This is a genomic window from uncultured Imperialibacter sp., from assembly GCF_963974565.1.
Taxonomy (GTDB): Bacteria; Bacteroidota; Bacteroidia; order Cytophagales; family Cyclobacteriaceae; genus Imperialibacter; species Imperialibacter roseus.
Window position 1 is genome coordinate 165,849 of the sequence record NZ_CAXBCJ010000010.1, and the last position, 20,050, is coordinate 185,898.

The 20,050-nt window shown below is 48.7% G+C and carries 20 protein-coding genes; 9 read left to right on the forward strand and 11 right to left on the reverse strand.

The window, feature by feature from the left end; genetic code table 11:
• Window positions 1-196 precede the first annotated feature (196 nt).
• A complete protein-coding gene (locus AAC052_RS15855; protein WP_339814461.1) occupies window positions 197-1,603 on the reverse strand; it encodes an MATE family efflux transporter in 1,407 nt (468 codons plus the stop codon).
• 489 nt (window positions 1,604-2,092) lie between these two features.
• Between AAC052_RS15855 and AAC052_RS15860 the strand changes: the two genes are divergently transcribed.
• Window positions 2,093-3,589, forward strand: coding sequence for an SLC13 family permease (locus AAC052_RS15860; RefSeq protein ID WP_317487475.1), 1,497 nt, complete (start codon window positions 2,093-2,095; stop codon window positions 3,587-3,589).
• Window positions 3,590-3,680: 91 nt separating this feature from the next.
• Here AAC052_RS15860 and AAC052_RS15865 read toward each other — a convergent pair whose 3' ends face one another.
• Window positions 3,681-4,115: a YHS domain-containing (seleno)protein gene (locus tag AAC052_RS15865; protein WP_339814463.1), complete on the reverse strand. Its 435-nt coding sequence runs from the start codon at window positions 4,113-4,115 to the stop codon at window positions 3,681-3,683.
• 52 nt (window positions 4,116-4,167) lie between these two features.
• On the opposite strand from AAC052_RS15865, the gene AAC052_RS15870 reads away from it, so the two are divergent.
• The 5 genes from AAC052_RS15870 to AAC052_RS15890 all read left to right on the forward strand — a co-directional run bounded on the left by AAC052_RS15870 (window position 4,168) and on the right by AAC052_RS15890 (window position 9,775).
• Window positions 4,168-5,187: a sugar phosphate isomerase/epimerase family protein gene (locus AAC052_RS15870; protein ID WP_339814465.1), complete on the forward strand. Its 1,020-nt coding sequence runs from the start codon at window positions 4,168-4,170 to the stop codon at window positions 5,185-5,187.
• A gap of 9 nt (window positions 5,188-5,196) precedes the next feature.
• Complete coding sequence (locus AAC052_RS15875) at window positions 5,197-5,682, forward strand: YdeI/OmpD-associated family protein (RefSeq protein WP_317487478.1); 486 nt, start codon at window positions 5,197-5,199, stop codon at window positions 5,680-5,682.
• Between the two features lie 8 nt (window positions 5,683-5,690).
• Entirely contained in the window at window positions 5,691-6,278 is a 588-nt protein-coding gene (locus AAC052_RS15880) for a Crp/Fnr family transcriptional regulator (protein ID WP_317487479.1), read from the forward strand.
• A gap of 50 nt (window positions 6,279-6,328) precedes the next feature.
• Window positions 6,329-7,069 (forward strand): SDR family NAD(P)-dependent oxidoreductase, encoded by a 741-nt coding sequence (locus tag AAC052_RS15885; protein ID WP_339814467.1) that lies wholly within the window; start codon window positions 6,329-6,331, stop codon window positions 7,067-7,069.
• Window positions 7,070-7,642: 573 nt separating this feature from the next.
• The gene (locus tag AAC052_RS15890) at window positions 7,643-9,775 is read left to right on the forward strand and encodes a PQQ-dependent dehydrogenase, methanol/ethanol family (protein ID WP_339814469.1); all 2,133 of its coding nucleotides are present in this window, start codon (window positions 7,643-7,645) and stop codon (window positions 9,773-9,775) included.
• 33 nt (window positions 9,776-9,808) lie between these two features.
• Here AAC052_RS15890 and AAC052_RS15895 read toward each other — a convergent pair whose 3' ends face one another.
• The 9 genes from AAC052_RS15895 to AAC052_RS15935 all read right to left on the reverse strand — a co-directional run bounded on the left by AAC052_RS15895 (window position 9,809) and on the right by AAC052_RS15935 (window position 17,274).
• A complete protein-coding gene (locus AAC052_RS15895) occupies window positions 9,809-10,495 on the reverse strand; it encodes a methyltransferase domain-containing protein (RefSeq protein WP_339814471.1) in 687 nt (228 codons plus the stop codon).
• 144 nt (window positions 10,496-10,639) lie between these two features.
• On the reverse strand, window positions 10,640-11,116 hold the full coding sequence (locus AAC052_RS15900; protein ID WP_339814473.1) for a hypothetical protein: 477 nt from the start codon (window positions 11,114-11,116) through the stop codon (window positions 10,640-10,642).
• 10 nt (window positions 11,117-11,126) lie between these two features.
• Window positions 11,127-12,032, reverse strand: coding sequence for a Nif3-like dinuclear metal center hexameric protein (locus AAC052_RS15905; RefSeq protein WP_339814475.1), 906 nt, complete (start codon window positions 12,030-12,032; stop codon window positions 11,127-11,129).
• 280 nt (window positions 12,033-12,312) lie between these two features.
• Complete coding sequence (locus tag AAC052_RS15910; RefSeq protein ID WP_339814476.1) at window positions 12,313-13,596, reverse strand: Gfo/Idh/MocA family oxidoreductase; 1,284 nt, start codon at window positions 13,594-13,596, stop codon at window positions 12,313-12,315.
• 144 nt (window positions 13,597-13,740) lie between these two features.
• Window positions 13,741-13,998, reverse strand: coding sequence for a four helix bundle protein (locus tag AAC052_RS15915; protein WP_317487487.1), 258 nt, complete (start codon window positions 13,996-13,998; stop codon window positions 13,741-13,743).
• 236 nt (window positions 13,999-14,234) lie between these two features.
• Complete coding sequence (rhaM, locus tag AAC052_RS15920) at window positions 14,235-14,546, reverse strand: L-rhamnose mutarotase (protein WP_317487488.1); 312 nt, start codon at window positions 14,544-14,546, stop codon at window positions 14,235-14,237.
• 9 nt (window positions 14,547-14,555) lie between these two features.
• Window positions 14,556-15,410, reverse strand: a complete 855-nt coding sequence (locus AAC052_RS15925; protein WP_339814479.1) for an alpha/beta hydrolase — start codon at window positions 15,408-15,410, stop codon at window positions 14,556-14,558.
• Window positions 15,411-15,457: 47 nt separating this feature from the next.
• Complete coding sequence (locus AAC052_RS15930; protein WP_317487490.1) at window positions 15,458-16,183, reverse strand: VIT1/CCC1 transporter family protein; 726 nt, start codon at window positions 16,181-16,183, stop codon at window positions 15,458-15,460.
• Window positions 16,180-17,274: an o-succinylbenzoate synthase gene (locus tag AAC052_RS15935; protein WP_317487491.1), complete on the reverse strand. Its 1,095-nt coding sequence runs from the start codon at window positions 17,272-17,274 to the stop codon at window positions 16,180-16,182. Before AAC052_RS15935 ends, AAC052_RS15930 begins: the two co-directional genes overlap by 4 nt.
• A gap of 70 nt (window positions 17,275-17,344) precedes the next feature.
• Between AAC052_RS15935 and AAC052_RS15940 the strand changes: the two genes are divergently transcribed.
• Genes AAC052_RS15940 through AAC052_RS15950 form a run of 3 tightly spaced genes read left to right on the forward strand, consistent with a single transcriptional unit; the run spans window position 17,345 to window position 19,982 of the window.
• Entirely contained in the window at window positions 17,345-18,547 is a 1,203-nt protein-coding gene (locus AAC052_RS15940; protein WP_339814482.1) for an S-adenosylmethionine:tRNA ribosyltransferase-isomerase, read from the forward strand.
• 12 nt (window positions 18,548-18,559) lie between these two features.
• On the forward strand, window positions 18,560-19,474 hold the full coding sequence (locus tag AAC052_RS15945) for a mechanosensitive ion channel domain-containing protein (protein ID WP_317487493.1): 915 nt from the start codon (window positions 18,560-18,562) through the stop codon (window positions 19,472-19,474).
• Between the two features lie 7 nt (window positions 19,475-19,481).
• The gene (locus tag AAC052_RS15950) at window positions 19,482-19,982 is read left to right on the forward strand and encodes a hypothetical protein (RefSeq protein WP_317487494.1); all 501 of its coding nucleotides are present in this window, start codon (window positions 19,482-19,484) and stop codon (window positions 19,980-19,982) included.
• Window positions 19,983-20,050 lie beyond the last annotated feature (68 nt).

The window sequence follows — 20,050 nt, forward strand, 5'->3', positions numbered from 1 at the left end:
AGCAGTGATTTGACCCAGATCAAGGAGACTCCGTTCCACGTCGGCCCCACTACGCTGCGAAGTCACCTTACATTAAAATGGCCAGTGTCTCCACTGGCCATTTTTATTAGAAGCTTGTCAATTATCTGTAAGGGCACCCAGCTTTAGCTAGTTTAAACATCGTTTTTCCTCGTGTCTTCACGGGCATTGCCAGACGCTACACCTGCACCGTCTTCCATCTGCCTCTTCTGAAAATGATCACCCCAATGATCGCAAGCAGAGAGTGAGCCACTGCAATGGCCCAGAAGACTCCTGAAGGCCCCCACTCCATCGTCACTGCCAGCCAGTAAGCAAATGGAATCTGGAAGATCCAGAAAACAAAAATATTGATCACAGACGGCGTTTTCGTATCACCAGCACCATTAAATGCCTGGATCAACACCATGCCATAGGCAAAAAACACATACCCCAGACATATAATCTGAAGGCTTTGCGTCCCAAAGCTTACTACGGCCTCATCCGGTGTAAATACGGCAATCACTTCTTCAGCGAAGATCAGGAAAACAGCTCCTACAATCCCGAGAAAGATCACGTTGATCAATGCAGTTCGCCAAACAGAGGTCTCCGCCCTGTCGGGTTTCAAGGCCCCCAGGTTTTGTCCCACCAGCGTACCAGCCGCATTGGCAAGCCCCCACGATGGCATAAGGGTAAACACCAACACCCTGAAGGAAATCGTGTAACCAGCCAGGGCCGACTCACCAAACAGCGACATCACCCTCATCAGAAATATCCAGCTGGCTGACTCAATCAGGAACTGACCTACCCCTCCAATGGAAACCTTGACCATATTTTTCAAGATATCCCATTTAACAACCAGAGACCTGACTGTTATTTTGATTCTGGAATTACCCCTGAAAAGGTGATACACCTGAAACACTACACCAATAGACCGGCCCGTGGTGGTGGCAATGGCGGCTCCCTCCACGCCCATGGCAGGTATTGGCCCAAAGCCAAAAATAAACAGAGGATCCAATACGCAATTGATGCTGTTAGCGAGCAAAAGCGCCCACATGGCAATGCTTGCGTCACCAGCGCCACGGAAAATAGCGTTGATCAAAAAGATCAGCATCAGTGACACATTCCCGAGGAAAATCCATCGGGTATAGCCATATCCCTCGGCAATCAGCTCGGGACTGCCTCCCATTATCTGAAGGATCTCCCGGGCATAAAAAGCGCCAGCCAGACCGATAACAAGTGCAAATGAGAGTCCGAGAATTACAGCCTGCACTGCTGCCACAGAGGCTGCCTGAGGGTTTTTCTCCCCAATACGCCGGGCTACGGTAGCAGTAGCCGCCATACTCAATCCAACGGCCACTGAATAAACAATCATCATCACAGATTCAGTGAGACCGACGGTGGCTACTGCGTTGACGCTTACTTTGCTTACAAAGAATACGTCGACCACAGCAAAGATTGACTCCATGCTCATTTCAATGATCATTGGAATCGACAACAGAAAGATGGCTTTATTAAGATTGCCTTCGGTAAAATCCTGCTCGCCGCCTTTTAAAGCTTCGAGAAAATAGCGCAAATATTTGCGTAGGGAATAGTATAGTGATGTCATTACTTGTCAAGAATTAAAAAAAGAAATGTGAAAAAGGAAAAATAGTGACCAGGGGTGGTCTACCCATAAAAGCGGATTAAGCCTTCGAGGGAATGGTATCACAGATTCGATTTCGTGTGATACAAAGGGTCACAATATCCTTGACGAGTTTCATAATGGGTACAATGTTAGGGAGTTTTTTCGAAAGGCGAAAAAGAAAGTTGATAAAAGTGGGGAGTGGAGGAGTGGAGGAGTGGAGACGGGAGACGGGAGACGGAAGACTGAAGCTGACCCATTGACACTGACCATCCCTAAAGGGAGCCAAAGGATCACCACCATCATGCAAGACCGGTTTAGCATCAGTTGCCGTTTGCTCTCTGCTCACTTTCGTCACAAGTCTGAGTGTCTGAATATCCGAATATCGTGTACTTTCGACTCCGGTCTCCGGTCTTCTTCCTCCCGTCTCACCTCCCCTTTCCTTTCTCCCCTGCCCTTCCTATCTTTTCACGCATGAACATTGACCTGAAAGGCCTGCTGGCCTCCAAGCGCCTATTTATCATCCTGGGGCCGGGCCTCTTCATTTTGCTGCTGCTCTTTGGTGGGCCAGCTGACATGGAGCCAAAAGCCTGGACAGTTGTGGCCTGCACCGTATGGATTGCTCTTTGGTGGCTCACCGAAGCCGTGCCCATCGCCATCACCTCCCTCCTGCCTATTTTGCTCTTCTCCGCTACCGGCGCCATGCCAGTGTCCTCGGTAACAGGTTACTACTCCAACAATATCATTTACCTGTTCATTGCCGGCTTCATCATTGCCCTGGCCATGGAAAAGTGGAACCTCCACCGGCGCATTGCACTCAATATCATCAAGCGCACTGGCACCAACCAAAAACAGATTCTATTGGGCTTCATCCTGGCAACGGGCTTCCTCTCCATGTGGATCTCCAACACAGCCACCACCATGATGATGCTCCCTATTGCCCTCAGCATCATCGACCAGCTGGCGAAGCTGCTCAACAAGCCCGGCGATTCCACCTCCTCTCATTTCGGCAAAGCACTCGTTATTTCCATCGCCTACGCAGCTTCCATAGGTGGAATAGCCACTATTGTAGGCACGCCTACCAATCTCATATTTGTGGAAGCAGCAGGCCAGTTCTATGGTACCGAAATCCCATTCGATCTGTGGTTTTTCTACGCTCTCCCACTTACGATACTTTTGGGTGCCTTCCTTTGGTGGGACCTCAGCCACCGGGCATTTAAACTAAGCAGCATTAAAGTAAAGGGCTCCAAAGAAATCATTGACGGCGAACTTCGGCAATTGGGCGCTATGGGCTACGAGGAGCGCTGGGTGATGGTGATTTTCTCTTTTGTGGCCATCGCCTGGATTTTCAGGACCTACCTGATCGCTCCTATCTTTCCTGGAATCAACGATACCAGTATTGCGCTGATCGGCGCCACTGTCCTTTTTCTGGTGCCAGGCCGACAGACCAAAGGAGAAATGATCATGGACTGGCAAACTGCCAAGCGATTGCCCTGGGAAGTAATCCTTTTGTTCGGCGGTGCCTTCTCGGTGGCAGGCAGCTTCCAGGAAACCGGCCTTACTGCCTGGATCGGTGGACGGCTCACACTATTAGAAAACGTGCATCCGTTGCTGATGCTACTCATCGTGGTGGCGCTGGTGAATTACCTCACGGAGCTTACCCAAAACATGGCCACCTGCACCCTGATGCTGCCCATTCTGGCAGGACTGGCACAGGCCATTGGCGTGCATCCGTACGGCCTGATGGTGCCTATGACCATCGCTTCCTCATGCGCTTTTATGCTGCCTGTGGCCACAGCGCCCAACGCTATTGTGTTTGGATCGGGCACGCTGCAAATGAAGGACATGGTGAGGGCTGGCGTTTGGCTCAATATTTTCGCTACGGTGCTCATCAGCGTTTACACCTACTATGTGCTGCCCGCCATTTGGGGATTTGATTTTAACAGCTTTCCGGAGGCATTCGTGAAATAACAATGTGGTTGTGGCGGGTGTCTTCACTTTTTGTCGTGGCAGGTGTCTTCACCGCCACCTAACCCGTTTTGCCAGGTGTCTTCACCGTCGTCTAATACCTGCTCTTCAACCCTTCCCAATTTTCGGCGGCTACCTCAATATACTTTTCCGGATCGGCTCTCCACATTTCCTGCACCCGTTCATTGTAATTGAGGTAGAGCTTACCTTGGTGAATCGTCCAGCAATTGGGATCAGTATGGATTTTGTAGCCATTGTGGGTGCCATAGGCACAAAAGCCACCAAACTGTGGAGCAAACTTTTCCGGGTGAGCGGCGAACTCGTCTCTATTGGCAGCACTGTTGAAATACCATTTCGCTCCATGCCAAACATGTACGAACTCCTTTTTCCCCTCTGCCGGCTGTCCATTTTGAAAATAGGCCACAGCATCGTAGCCGTTGATAGCCCCTTTGGAATTGTGGAATACCGCCCCCCTTTTCCTGCGCAAAGCGGACATCAATAACTCGAACCGAAGAGAAAGAGAGGCCATGAGCGTTATTGTTCTTTTAACGGACAGTGATTTTAAAACAAAAAACCCGAAATTGGATCAACGCAAACCTACTTCTTTCGAAATGAACTACAACAAATCCTTTGCCGTGTCCCGCCGTTCTTTCCTTCAAAAGGCGGGACTCACAGGATTGGCACTGCCTCTCGCTGGTCATCAGCTTTTCAGTAATAACACAACGTCCCTCTCCTCACCTGCACCTTTTATTAGCACCAACACCATTAGGATGCACAAAGTGGCGGTTTTCTCCAAAGCCCTGCAGTGGACGGAGCTGAATCAAATGGCGGATATGGTGGCCGAAAGCGGCATCGATGGACTTGACCTGACCGTGCGCCCCGGCGGCCATGTGGAGCCGGAGCGGGTAAAAGACGATCTGCCCAAGATAGCCGAAGCCATGAAAAAGGTGGGCAAGGAGATTGTGATGATGACCACAGCGATTGGCGGAGCCGACGAGCCTTACACCAAAGACATCCTCACCACAGCCCGACAGCTGGGTATCGGGTTTTATCGCATGAACTGGTACAGCTACGACAAGCTGCAAAGTATAGACGATAACCTCCAGGCCTTTGTGAAGCGCATGGCAGCTTTGGCCGAAATGAACAAAGCCAGCAATATCAAAGCTGGCTACCAAAACCACGCTGGCACGGGCTTCGGCTCGCCGGTGTGGGACCTGGTGCAGGTGCTCCGGCAGGTCAACTCTCCCTGGGTAGGCAGCCAATACGATATCCGTCATGCCGTGGTAGAAGGCGCCAACTCCTGGCCACTGGGGTTTGATCAGGTACAACCCTTTATAAATACGATTGTGATGAAGGATTTTTACTGGAGCAAAAACAACGGCAAATGGAGTGTGACCAATGTGCCGCTGGGGGAAGGCATGGTGGATTTCAAAGCTTACAAAGACAAAGTGGCAACCTTGTCGCCGGTGTTGCCCATCACCATACACCAGGAATACGACCTGGGAGGAGCCGAGCATGGCAACCGCAAGGCCAACATCACCGAAGCCCAAATGCTGGCAGCGATGAAGAAAGACCTGGCCTTTGTGAAAAACAATATTTAATCTACTACTATGGCTAAACCACAAAAATTCACTTTCGATGCCGTTATTCAAAAGCATGGAGACATAGATGCAGCCTATGTTGAATTTCCATACAGCACCGAAGAGGTGTTTGGAAAAAAGGGTCAGGTAAAAATTGTGGCGGTATTCGACGGCAAGGTGACCTACCGGGGGAGCCTTGCCAATATGGGCTTGGGTTTCCACATGCTGGGCCTTACCAAAGCCGTACGCAACGACCTGGGTAAATCCTTCGGCGAGAAGGTCTCGGTGGAGCTACAGGAAGACACCGCTCCCAGGGTGGTGGAAGTACCAGCCGACGCTGCCCAACTGCTGGCAGACAACCCTAAGGCCGCCGCCTTCTACGAAAAACTTTCCTACACCGACAAGAAAGAGTACATCCGCTGGATTGAATCCGCCAAGCGGGAAGACACCCGGCAAAACAGGCTGGTGGCTTTTATTGAAAAGCTATCCGTAGGGAAAAAGTTGGTGGATAAGTAAGAAAGGACATGCTCCCGAAAGACGTCTTATATAATGTAATTTCCAGGATAGCACCCGTTCCAGAAGAGGAGCTCGACAAGCTTTTCGGTTTATGCCATAGCGTGGAGCTAAAGAAGGGAAGCTTATTTGTCGCAGCTGGCGACATCCCCAATAAATTCGGCATTGTGGTATCTGGCTTGTTTCGCTACTACTACCTTCAAGAGGGGGGCAATGAGTTTACCAAGGGGTTCTTTTCTGAAGGCAGCTTTCTAAGCTCTTACAGTGCGACAATAGCTGGCACACCTTCCCATTTCAGCATCGAAGCACTTGAAAATTCAGAAGTGCTTGTTTTTGACTATGGCAAATGGGAGGCACTTCGAGCCGGACACCCAGGCTGGAACGAGTTTCTGATCACAGTGCTGGAGGAAGCCTTTACGAAGAAGGAAACCCGAGAAAGAGAGTTTTTGCTTTTTGATGCTGAAGAACGATACCGGTTGTTCCTGAAAAGATACCCCGGACTGGAAAAGAGAGTCAGGCAGCATGTTATCGCTTCCTATCTCGGCATTACCAATGTGGCGCTAAGCAGGGTAAGAAGAAAAATGGGCGTGTTAACATAGGTTAATGCATGTGCCGCCGTGTTCCATTTGCTTTGTTAAAAAAAGTAAAGATGGAACTGATCAACAACACAGTGCTGATTACAGGTGGTAGCTCTGGAATAGGACTTGAGCTTGCGCTGCAGCTAGCTAGAAAAGGCAACAAAGTGCTTATTTGCGGAAGATCGGCCGACCGGCTGGAAAAAGCAAAAAACCTTGAACCAGCACTCAACATATTTGCCTGCGACATATCGACCATCGAAGGACGCACTTCGCTAGTCAATTGGGTAAAACAAAATCACTCCGACTGCAATGTCCTCGTCAACAATGCCGCTGTTGTTCATAACACCAGCTTTTACGAAGATGAAAGCATGGTTGAAAAAGCAGCACTGGAAATTAGCACTAACCTGCTTGCGCCTATCGCTTTGAGCAAAATGTTCTTGCCGATCATCGAACAGCATTCCGGATCGACCATCATCAATATCACTACTGGTTTAGCCTTTACCCCACGGATGGACTACCCCATTTACAACGCCACCAAAGCAGGCCTCCACTCCTTTTCTCAGGTATTGAGAGAGCAGCTAATGCGTAACGACATCGGTGTAGCAGAAGTGATGATGACGGTAGTAGACACTCCCTGGCACAATGGCCATCCACCCAAAATAGCCATTTCCCCGACAGAAGCGGTGACTGAAATGATAAAGAAACTTGAAAAGGGGCAGAAAGAAATCAAAATTGGCAAGGTAAAGCTGCTGTATCTGCTGTCGAGGTTGGCCCCGGCATTTGCCTTTAGGAAGATCAATGGGTTGAAGTAATTTGACTTTGGCGTTGTCCCCTTGCAAGCCTGCCTCCCAGCGCCACATGCGTACTGCATGGACAAACGAAGCTATTCATGATTAAAAAAAAAGACGGCTCGAATTTTTCTGTTGCAACAAATAAACAACCTCCTCGTCCCCACCTCATAACTCCGCTCTCGGAACTCTGCACCTCTCCGTCGCATCTTTTTACTCCGAATTCGATGTTCGGAGGTGCGGCGTCGCAGGTAAAAGGTTCAAACTAGCATCTTTTTGCTCGGCATTCGAAGCTATTTACTCCCTCATCGCATCTTTTTGCTCCGGCTTCGCACCTTTTTGTTCCGGTGTCGGTGCCCGGAGCTCCGACTCCGATGCTTTTTACACCGATCGCCCATATCGGAAGTGGGGGTACCCACCTCTGAAGTGGGTAGGGGTGCTTCTGAGGTGGGTACATTAGCCTTGCCATTTTTGAAACTTTCTGTCACGGGACAGACCAAGGGGAAAAATAGCTATTAAAGATAGCTATTCCTATCTTCACAAATACCAGCTTTTTTATTGTACCTTTTTTAGACTGCTTCCTTAACCAACCCAACCATGAAATTGTCATTTTCTAGCTGGCGATCGTCCGTTGCTGCGTCAATATTATTAATCACCATTATTTTCTGTCAATGTAGCCAAAAAGCCGAGCCAGGTTCGGAGGCCCATATTCGGAACGTCACTTCCGCCATTGACGACAAGTACCTGACGAAAGCAGATGCCAGCCCAGGTAACTGGGTAACTTATGGTAAAAACTATGCTGAAGACCGATTTAGCCCCCTCAACCAAATCAATAAAAAAAATGTTGGGCGACTTGGCCTTGCCTGGTCACTGAACCTTGGCACCACCCGTGGTATCGAAGCTACTCCACTTGTAGTCGACGGAGTGATGTTCCTGACTGGTCCCTGGAGTGTGGTATATGCCGTGGATGTGAGAACGGGTAAAAAAATCTGGACTTACGACCCTGAAGTGCCTCGCAGTACGGGGAAAAAAGGCTGTTGTGATGTAGTAAACCGGGGGTTGGCCATGTACAAAGGAAGTTTGTTTGTCGGTACCTTCGATGGCCGGTTGATCTCGCTTGATGCCGCTACCGGCAAGCCACTTTGGGAGAAGCTTACTGTGGACACCACTAAATACTACACCATCACGGGTGCGCCCAGAGTAGTAAAAGGCAAAGTAATTATTGGTAATGGCGGTGCTGAGTACGGCGTCCGAGGCTATATTACGGCTTATGACGCCCTAACGGGCGAACAGGCCTGGAGATTTTATACCGTTCCAGGTGATCCATCAAAGCCTTTTGAGTCGAAAGCTATGGAAATTGCAGCTAAAACCTGGTCAGGTGAGTGGTGGAAATACGGAGGCGGCGGCACCGCCTGGGAGGCCATGGCCTTCGACCCCGAATTGAACTTGTTTTATCTCGGCACGGGCAATGGTTCACCCTGGGATTGGTTTCACCGAAGCAATGGTGAAGGTGACAACCTCTTTTTGTCGTCGATTGTGGCGATCAATCCTGACAATGGGGAGTATGTATGGCATTACCAAACTACGCCGGGTGATACCTGGGACTACACTGCTACCCAGCAGCTGATTCTTGCCGATTTGGAAATAGAAGGTCAAAACAGAAAGGTGGTGATGCAGGCTCCAAAAAATGGCTTTTTCTACGTCCTTGACAGAATCACCGGAGAGCTGCTATCTGCAGAACCTTACACCTACATGAACTGGGCCACACATGTCGACAAAACCACCGGCCGCCCTGTAGAAACTGACTTTAGCAGGTACAAGGAAAAAAACACGGTCATTTCACCGGGGCCCAATGGCGGTCACAACTGGCACCCGATGGCATACAATGCTACGACTGGCCTGGTGTATATTCCTGCTCATATCAATAATCACTTTTATGGCCACGACTCCAACGGAGCCACAGGCACAAAACTGATTTCCACATTTGTCGATGGCCTGGACATACGATTTGATCCTTCTTCGCCGGAAAATATGCATACAGGACATTTGCTGGCCTGGAACCCAAGTACTCAAAAAGCAGCCTGGGTTGTGAAATATGAAGGAACCAATCCGTTCCAGGGTCCGGTTAATGGTGGGGTGGTGACCACTGGCGGTGGTCTTGTGTTCCAGGGCACGGGCGATGGCAGATTGTTTGCCTATGATGCAGCAGATGGAACTCAGCTTTGGGAGCATGAATTGGGAGGCGGCGCCGTGGCTCCACCCATTACTTACCTCGTAGACGGTGTGCAATATGTATCTATCGCTGTAGGTTGGGGTGGTGGGCCTCCCGCACTCTGGAACAGATTTACCGATGATATATACCCAGGTACTATATTCAGCTTTGCGCTGGATTCAATTCAGTCTTTCCAAGCTAAAGGAGTTGGCAGAAGAACCGAGCTAATTGATCTGGAAGTAACCGCAACTGCCGACCAAATCAAACGAGGGCAGCAAATATACGGCGCCAACTGTCTGGGTTGCCATGGCCCCATGGGAACAAAAGGGGGATCCATTCCCAGCCTGGTATATTCAGCAGAAGGCACCTTTGGTATCATTGAAGATATTGTATTGAAAGGCATTTTCTTACCGAAGGGCATGCCTGATTTTAGTGGGAGATTAAGTGCGGAGGACGTGAGTGATATTAAAAACTACCTACTGAGTTCTGCTAAAGTGATGAAGGAACAAGGGAATTGAGAGACGTTAAGCTGACGATCATACTGTACGGAATTATCGCTTCGTAATCCTCGCCAGGTACTGGTCGCTTTCGTCAGTATGCAGTATTTCTACTGTCAAACCCATTTCGGCAACAATCCGGGCAAGCGTGTCCTGGTCGACATACACCCAGTCGAACCAGTCGCCTTTTTCTCCTTTGTATTCGTACTGAAAGCTAATCTCACCATAGTAGCCCTCCGGTTTGGGAATGCTTAGCTCGTAGAGATAGCCGATATCTGAAGAGTCGACCAGGATTTGCCCCCCTTTCTTCAGCAGCTTCATGCAACGCTCAAGCAGTGGCTTCACGCCCGCCAATTCACCCGCCAGGCCCAGTCCGTTCATAAGCATCAACACGGTGTCGTACTTTCCCCTGTGGGTGCGGTAGTCCTCACTGATTACCTGCCCCACTCCCGATTGCTTCATTACCTCCACACACCCCGGTGAATTCTCCAGAGCGTAAACATCAAACCCACGTGAGGCCAGAATAAGAGAATGCACACCGGCACCAGCTCCCAAATCGAGTACTTTACCTTTGCACTCAATCAAGGCAAGCAGGTCGAGCACGCTCAGGTCTTCCTCTTCCCTGAAGAAAACCTCCACAGGCATCTCTTCCGAGCTTCCGTAGGAAGTGTGCAGCATTAGCGGGCTGTATGCTTTGCCCTGGTAGTAGTCAACGATGGCCTGGCCGTGGATGTCTTTCAATGGGTGAGAGATAATTGGAAGGCAAATATTGTACGAAAAAATACAAATTCTAAATGTTGTAAGTGGCGGGCACCACATCGGGGGTTGAGACTGGAAGTCAAGCAAAGTGCGTGTAGCTTTTCGCTACCTATTGAATTGTCACGGTTAGTCTGTCACCGTCATCTTAAATTGATACAAACAGACAGAGGTCCCCAGTCTTCCGCCTTCATCTGTTACCTTTTCTGCAAACGAAAGATTGAGAAAACCGTCTCGATCCATTTCTACGCCTACCGAAACACTGTCGTCCCGGTCGATGACAAATAGAGAATCACGTATACTCTCCTGCCTTATTTTCCAAAGACCACTTTCCTTCCACACCATTTGAGAGTCTTTATAGATGGATGTATCAGGCACACCTGTAGTCACATATCTACCGCCTGTGTTATCCCCTGTAAACGTAACCCCGAAATTGTGCCAATTGGAAATGAGGCTGTGACTACCACAATAACGAGATCCTTCTTCAAGGCTTACCCACTTCGTGTTCAGAAAACTCCAGAGCTTAACAGGTATCGGAATTTCTTCTTCTTTCTGTCCGCAGAAAGAACATTTGGCCACTAAAACAAATATGAAAGCTCGCTTCATACCTGAAAGCTTAAACCGCCTGAAAAGAATCCCCGGCCACCACGTGTGTTGTCTTGAGTCCGGGAAACTTCTTGTTCATCCAGCCCACCAGGTATTTCATACCGGGCTCTTCGCTGCGCTGGTGGCCTAAAATGATAAGGGCCTTTCGGATACCTGCTGTCTGTGCATCCCGCACATACTCTGCTGTTTCCCATTCGTTGATCTCTCCCACTACCAGCAGCTCAATGTCCTCTTTGCTCAGCATGCTGATCTGGCTGGTGCCGCCCGAGGCCCCGAGCCGCAGGCCTACTTTACTCGCTTTCATAGCGGCATCCCCAACGATAAACGGCCGCTTCAAGTCCAGTTTTTTCTTTAACTCCAAAGCAATGTCTTTCACCGACGCACTTGGTAGCGTTAGCAGATTGGGCTTTTCACTGTCCTTGCTCTGGTATTTCTTCCAGTCGGTTTCTTCAAGGAAACCTTCGGTGATGCCATCGGGGCGATGGCGGTGCCAGTAGTCGTGGAAGCGCCATACTACAATACCATTGTCGGCAATCAGCTTTTTCTTGTATTGGTATACAGGGTCATTTTCCAGCCAATCAGTATTGTCGAGGTGGTTGTAGAAAGTGGGCTCGTGGCTGATGATGAAGTTGGCACCCAGACTGGCCGCCTTTTTGATCACCTCAGCATTGTCCATGAAGGTGGTCACCACCCCAGTACACTTTTGCGAGCCATCTCCCTGCTTGATAGTGTCCACCGTTTGATCCAACTTTCCGCCAGGGATGGTGGCGATGATCTGATCGATGACCTGCTGAATGGTGAGGTCTCCCTGCACGGGCGTTGGGTTGGCCCAGGTAGAAAAGGCACCCGTGCCCAGTAATGTAGCTCCAGCAACGGAGGCGGTAGTGTTTTTAAGGAAAGTTCTTCTGGTGTTCATGGTGTTTGCCGCTAATTTCTATAAAAATTAAATTTCAAAAGCCCCACTGTCCCGGACCTAAAGGGTGTGGGGCATCAACAACTATTTGCCTCTAAACATACAGTATGTCCCAAACGCACTAATTTGCGAGAGGCCAGCTTCGATTTTTCCAAAGCAAATGTCGTGGCTGAAACGCTTTCGATTCCTTTATGATCAGGGTAAAACGAAGGCTTTGAAAATTCTCTCGCTTTACCTCCGCCCAAAGGGAACCAAGAGAATTTCCAAGACCAATCATTCTCCCCTACTTTATAAAATTCCACTCCTTCCTATACTCCCTCGACAAATAGCCATTGGCTTCGGCGTCGCCTATGAACTGCTCCTTTTTAGCATTCCACTGTAGCGGTCTTCCCAGCCGATAGCTAATCAGTGCCAGGTGCATGGGCATCGTCATCGCCCTGGCATATTCCAGGTTAGACTCCGGCTGCGTTCGTGCCTTTACAGCATCCACAAAGTTTTGCTGATGGCCAGGGGAACGCACAATGGTTTTGGGCACCTCCGGAATGTCCTTTACTGTTTCGCCATTGATAGTGATCTCCATTGAGCCATAATCGCAAATAAGTGTGCCTTTGCTGCCCTCAAAGTAAGCACCGATGCCTCTGTCCTTGGCTCCTGGTACGTTAGGCGGCTCGGTGGTCCAGTAGAGCTTCAGTCCGTCAAATTGCATCTCTGCATCCAGCCATTTGGGCGCATCGGCAATGCCTTCGGGCTTTTCGCCTTTGGCCGACACAGAAGTCAATCCTTTTGGCTCAATCGACCACCAGACAATGTCAGCAATATGGCACCAGAAATCAGCAAAGACACCGCCTGAGTAGTCCATGAAGTAGCGGTAAGTGAAATGTGTTCGTTCTTTGATATAAGGCACTTTGGGAGCCGGACCAAGCCACATGTCGTAGTTGAAAGTACTCGGTGGCGTGGAAGGACTTGGATTACCCAGGTCTGGTGCCCCGCCTGTTTTCCATAGGCGAACGGTATGCACATCGCCAATAGCGCCAGATTTGATAATCTCTGCCACCCGATGGTAGTTGTCGCCAGCATGTATCTGCGTACCCAGCTGGAATATCTTCTTTTCCTTTTTCAGGGTTTTGAGCATGATCTGTCCCTCGGCGATATCATAGGACAATGGCTTTTCGCCATACACATCTTTACCAGCCTGGAAAGCCATCGTAGCAATTTGCGCATGCCAGTGGTCGGGGGTAGCCACGGTGATGGCGTCTATTTCTTTATCGTCGAGAATCTTGCGAAAGTCGCCATACAATTTGGCTTTCGTATTTGGCACAAGGCCCTGCAACGTTTTAAAGGTGGAGTTGAGGTGTTCTTCGTCCAGGTCGCAAAGCGCCACAATGTCCACTTCAGGCAGCTTTGCAAACCAGTTCATGTGGTTGTTACCCATGCCGCCCAGGCCGATATGAGCTACCCGTAGCTTGTCACTGGGAGCGGCTTTGGAAATGAGATTGGGCAGAATAGTGAGGCCAAGCGCTCCTGCGGCGGATTTGGTGAGAAAGGATCGTCTGTTCAGTGAGTTCATGTAGGTGGTGTTTCGGTGTATCGTAAGGTAGTGATAGAAGACCGAAGACGGAAGACCGGAGACGGGAGTGGCTACATTATTTGACGAATAGGTTGGAAGACGGAAGACCGGGAGCAGAAATGGCTACATGACATCTAACTTTCTTTATTTTACTTTTGACCTAAAAGCAATCATCATATTCATAAGATTGAAGGAGAAATCATAAAGAACTTTAAACTCATCAAGCGAGATGTAGTTTCTTCTTTTTGCCTTGTGAATGCAGGTGATCACCTCAGCAAGCGATCGAATGGAATAGCCTGTAAACTTCTTCAACTCTAAATTTGACTGGCCAATTGATCCTTCTGAGATATTCAAAGCAACGGAATCGCTGGCCCTTCTTATTTGAGAGCTAAGGTTATACATTTCATCTTTTGGAAACCGTAGAGTAATTTTATAGGGTCTTCTCCAAAATCCATCGCCTTTTGCCAGATAATCAGCTTCTCAAATTTGAATCGAGCTTCCTCCATTTTAGCTTATATGAGTTTACATAAATTTCTTTCTCTGTCTGTTTCTTGTCTTCCGTCTCTAAGCCACAAATCTTCCGTCTCCCTTCTTCCTCCCTTCTTCCGTCTCCGGTCTTCCGTCTTCCGTCCTAACCCCTACTCCATATAGAAAACTTCTGCGAGCCCCACCGAAACCGGCGAATTATCCTCATTCGTTTCCATAATATCCGCCATATAGGCCCACCATTTCCGTACGATAGGATTTTGCCCCAGGTTCTGCGAACCACCAGCACCACTCACACTTTGCACGGCAAACAGCGTATTAGTCTCCTCATCCAGGAAGATGGAATAGTCTGATACACCGGAATCACTTAGCAGCTGCTTCAGCTCGGGCCAGATTTCGTCATGTCGCTTCTTGTACTCAGCAGCAAAGCCAGGCTTCAGCTTCATTTTAAATGCTCTCTTCATCGTTACTCGTTACTTCCCAGTCAAATAACCCATGTCCATCAGCCAGTCGGCCATGCGCTGTGGCCAGCCCCTTAAGCTGATAAACTCCGACCGGTATCCCATATTGAAGGCGTGCGCACCTTTTGCATACACATGAGCCTCAACAGGCCGCTTGGCCTGGCGGTACTTAAGCAGCAGGCTCATCACAGGCTCTGAGCAGCAATCGTCGTTGGTTGCCACCACCATAAAAACAGGCGGTGCATCGGCGGGCACTGTTGCAGGAATACCCAGCGGCCCCGGATACACCAGCATCTGGAAGTCGGGCTTTCCATTTACCTTATCGATAGGATCTTTAGCGCTGGAGTCGCCTTTACCATCGCCGTAAGCCACCCACGACACTACTTCGCCACCGGCCGAAAAGCCCATGATTCCGATACGCTCCGGATTAACGCCAAACTCTTTTGCACGACTTCTGACGGTTCGCAACGCCCGGTAAGCATCCTCTTTGGCTTCCTTCCCAACCGTGTAAGGGGAATTCTCTTCTCTTGCCAGGCGATATTTCAGCACAAAGGCGGTAATGCCCAGCGAGTTAAGGAAATCCGCTGCCTCTTTTCCCTCTCCATTGTACACAAGGGTTCGGTGGCCTCCACCGGGACAAATAAGCACGGCCGTGCCATTGGCCTTGTCTTTGGGCGGATAGTAAACCGTGATGGAAGGATTATGAACATTCTTGACCCACCAGTCCTTGGCCTCCTCGGGCTGGTCTTTAAGGTTTTCGAAGCCAGGGGCGCCATTAGGCCACAGGTACATTTGCTTGCCCGGTTCCTGGGCAAAAACTACGATACAGGCAAGCAGTAAGCCTGCCAGAGTAAACACTTTCTTCATTTTAAGTAGATTTAAAAAAGAATAAAAACCTCGATAATATCTTCAGTTTACAAAATCCATTTGGCCAGCACCTCACCCACAAAATAGGCAAAAGCCGCTGCCAGACCACCCAGCGCCAAAGTCTGGATGATGCTTTTCATTTTATTGATATTAGTAACGACTCCCCTCAAGTAACCGACGAGAATAAGCGACAGACCAGTACCCACGCATGAGATAGGGAAAAGTGCCGAGGGGCTCACCTCTGTAAACATAGCCACCACATAGGCCATTAACGGAATAAAGCCTACCACGTTAAAGCTGATAAACGTAGCGACGGCAGTGCTCAATGGCGACTTACTTTCTCGAGTCATCTCCAGCTCTTCCTTCATCATCGTATCCACCCACACCTTCTTGTCTGAGATAATTGTGGCTACGACATCTTCCAGTAATTTTCCTTTGAAACCTTTTGCCTCATAAATTTCTCTGATCTCCTCAATTTCCTTCTCCCTCAGGTGCTCAATCTCCCAATACTCAACCGCCTCATGCTTGTCGTAATTATCCAGGGCCGCTTTGCTCGAAAAATAATTACCCACCGACATAGAAAACCCATCGGCTATCAAGTTGGCAAAGCCAAAAATCAGCACCCAACGAATATCCGCATGGGCCCCGGCGGCGCCTGCCACTACGGCAAAGGTGGTGATGGAACCATCAATTCCACCATAGACAAACTCTGCAATGTACTCCTTGTCGAAAAAGAGCCATTTACCCTCTTTATGCAATTTAGCTTCGTTCATTTATCAAAAGTTAGCTGGCGAAAATCCCACACATTTGCCTGACCTGAATTTAAAAAACCATGACTGATAAATAAGGGCGAAGTAAAATTATTATTGTAGAGCTGACCTGTGCCCAAACCCTGGGGCATATCAATTGGGAATTCTGCGGTAAATTGGGCAATGGCATTCAATCCTATGTTTGACTCCAGTGCCGATGTCATCCACCAGCCAACATTCCTCTTTGCTGCCAGGTCTATCCATTCTCTGGTTGCCATAAAGCCACCCAGCAGCGAAGGCTTCAGCACAATAAACTGGGGCTTAATAAAATCAAGCAGCTCCGCTTTCATGGCCTTTTGTTCCACGCCAATCAGCTCTTCGTCAAGGGCGATGGGCACCGGCGAACGACTGCACAATACATGGTAGGCCTCCCACTGCCCTGCCTGCACGGGCTGTTCGATAGAATGAAGCTGATACTGGCTAAGCCTCTCAAGTTTCACGAGAGCCTCAGCCGGCTTGAAAGCTCCGTTAGCATCCACCCGGAGGGTGATATCGGCTGGCCCAAACTCCTTTCGAATGCCGGCCAAAATCTCACACTCAGTTTCAAAGTCAATAGCACCTATTTTTAGCTTCAAGCAGGTGTATCCTGCATCAAGCTTTTCTTTGATCTGCTTAAGCATAAAGTCTTTGTCGCCCATCCAAATAAGCCCGTTGATCGGGATAGGCAAACTGCCGGTGGTGAAGGAGTTTTTGAATATAATGCCCGATCCGCCATTCATAAAGTCAAGAAGGGCTGTCTCCAGAGCAAATCTGAGCGACGGGTAGCCTGACGGCACCAACTGATGTGCAAGGTGGAATGCATCCTCCACGGCACCAGGAGTTCTTACAGGCAGAATGTCACTCTGAAGAGTTTTGATAATGTCCGGCAGGTCATCTATATCTTCCATGCTTAGTCCCTTCAAAGGCCCAGCCTCTCCAAGGCCAAACATTTTTGGATCCGAGGGATCATACAATTTCAGGAGTATGCTGGACTTTTCCTTCAGTACGCCTCGTGAAGTGCCTGCATCAAATGTAAACTGAAGTGTGTGGGTAGTAAAATCAAGTTTTAAAGGCATGCGGGTTGATTATGTGGCTTTTTGTTAAGGACTATGGCCTGATTTCGGCTATTTTTGCCAAAAAAGGTCAATGCCTCCTCAAATTAACGTTTCCGAATATACTTATGATCTACCAGACGAAAGAATAGCCAAATTTCCTCTGGAAGACAGATCGGCATCAAAGCTACTTTTTTACAACAAAGGCACCATTGAGCACCTGCGGTTTAAAAGTATCCCGAGCCTGCTTCCTGAAAACACTTCACTCTATTTCAACAACACGAAAGTTATTCCCGCCCGGCTTGCCTTTCAGAAGTATACGGGGGCATTGATTGAAATCTTCCTGCTTCAACCCATTTTGCCATCGCCTGTTATTTCCGTAGCCATGGAGGCCAGGAGCCCCGTGGTTTGGAAATGCATGATCGGCAATGCCAAACGCTGGAAAGAAGGTGTCCTTGAAAGAAACATCGAACTCGAAGGAGCCACACTGAAAGTTGAGGTAAAACGGCTGGGCACCAACGAAGTGCAACTAAGCTGGAATAAGTCGGCTGCCCGTTTTGTAGATGTGGTGGACGCCATTGGCAAAACTCCACTGCCGCCGTATCTGCATCGTGAAGCAATAGAGAACGACAAAAAAACTTACCAGACTGTTTACAGCAAGAAGGATGGTGCCGTGGCAGCTCCCACGGCGGGCCTTCATTTTACCGGTGAAGTCATACAACAACTACGTGACAAAGGAGTTGCTACAAATTTCCTAACTCTTCACGTCAGTGCCGGCACCTTTCAGCCTATAAAAACAGCCACAGCTGAGGAGCATGCGATGCATTCGGAGCAAATCATTATCAAGCGGGAAAACCTGGAGCAGCTTTTAACCCCAGGCAGATTCAACGTCGCCGTCGGCACGACTTCCATGCGAACCCTTGAAAGCACTTACTGGTATGGCACAATGCTCGGTCGCAATTCGGTCGCTGAATTCAAAATACCCAAGCTCTTGCCATATGAGCAACAGGCTTCGTTACCTTCGCCAAAGGAAAGCATCATGAATATATTAAACAGAATGGATGCGTTGGGTGTTGATGAATTGACGGGCACAACAGAAATCTTCATATTTCCTGGTTATCAATTTAGGGTGGTCAATGGACTGATTACCAACTTCCATCAACCTAATTCTACATTGATACTCCTCGTTGCGGCTTTTATTGGCGATGACTGGCGCAAGGTATATAATGAGGCACTGGCAAGCGACTATAGATTTCTCAGCTACGGGGATTCTTCTTTGTTAATTCCCTGGAAATAGACAATTTAAACCATGGAAAAAGTAGACGATGTGGGAGAAAGTATCAAAGGTTGGTGGGCAAGTTTCAACGAATTGTTACAAACACCGCTCTTCTCCTTTGGCGATAGCGAAATAGACCTGGGACATATTTTCTATCTCGTGGTTTCGGCTTCTATCCTTGTCTTTGCCAGCAGATGGCTGATGAGACTAGTCGTTAACAAGCTGCTCAAAAATACCGCCATGGAGAAGGGCATGCTTCAGTCGGTGGCTACTCTGGTGCGCTTCGGCATCCTGGTGATCGGCTTTATCGTCATCTTTCAGTCGGCAGGCATCGACCTTAGCTCGCTGAGTATTTTGGCCGGTGCGCTGGGTGTTGGTATCGGTTTTGGCTTGCAAAACATCACCAACAACTTTATCTCAGGCCTCATCATTCTCTTTGAAAGGCCCATCAAGGTAGGTGACAGAATAGAAGTAGGTGATATAGCCGGCGACGTCATCAGCATCAATGCCAGAGCTACTACTATCATCACAAACGACAATATTTCTGTGATTGTGCCCAATTCAGAGTTCATTTCAGGCACCGTCATCAACTGGAGCCATTCCGACAGAAATGTGAGGTTTCTGTTTCCCGTGGGGGTGAGTTATAAAGAAGACCCGGAGAAGGTGAAAAAGATTCTTTTGGAAGTAGCAGACAAAAATGAGCACGTGCTCAAGAGCCCTCCTTCCTCTGTCATGTTTGATGAATTTGGCGACAACTCCTTAAACTTCTACCTTGGCGTTTGGACGTCTACACACATTGAAAAACCCAGGGTGCTGAAAAGCGAGCTCTATTTTGAAATATTTAAGAAGTTTACAGAACACGGTATCGAAATCCCATTTCCTCAGAGAGATTTGCATATTAAGACTTCTCCGGTTACAGTGGAACAAATTCAATCCAAACTGAATTGACCTTATTATGACTCCACAACCCTTGAAATCGCAGGCCATTTTTGTTGGAAAAACTGTCGTTGCCCATCTTGTCTCCTACGCAGTTGCCGCAACCGCAGGCTATTATTTTCTCCTTCGTGACCTTTACAACAACGAGGCCTCACCGCTCAAAGGCTACCTGGCTACTCCCGGCGAACCAGAAGAGTGGGCCTTGATAGGGCAAAAACTTTTCCCGATTGAGTTGGTCAGGGGATTTTTGATAGGCATCGTCTTTTTTTCCATCAGCAGAACGTTGCAGCGCTGGGGCCGAAAAAGAAGATTCATCGCTATCATTGGGTTTTATTTTATTGTCGGATTCCTCGCCAGCCCGGGCATATCTCCGGGCAGTTTGGAAGGGATGCTTTATATGCAAAACCAATTTGCTCCCCTGGTGCATGAGCGATTTTTCTGGGTCACCTTCCTCCAATCAGTGATTATGGCCCTCATTCTTAGCAACTGGATCAGAACCTCTTTGCCAGAAGAGAACTAACAAATGCCTCAAATCGACATTTTCTAAGGCATTTTTTGTCACATTGTGTAATTTTGCCCATTCATTTC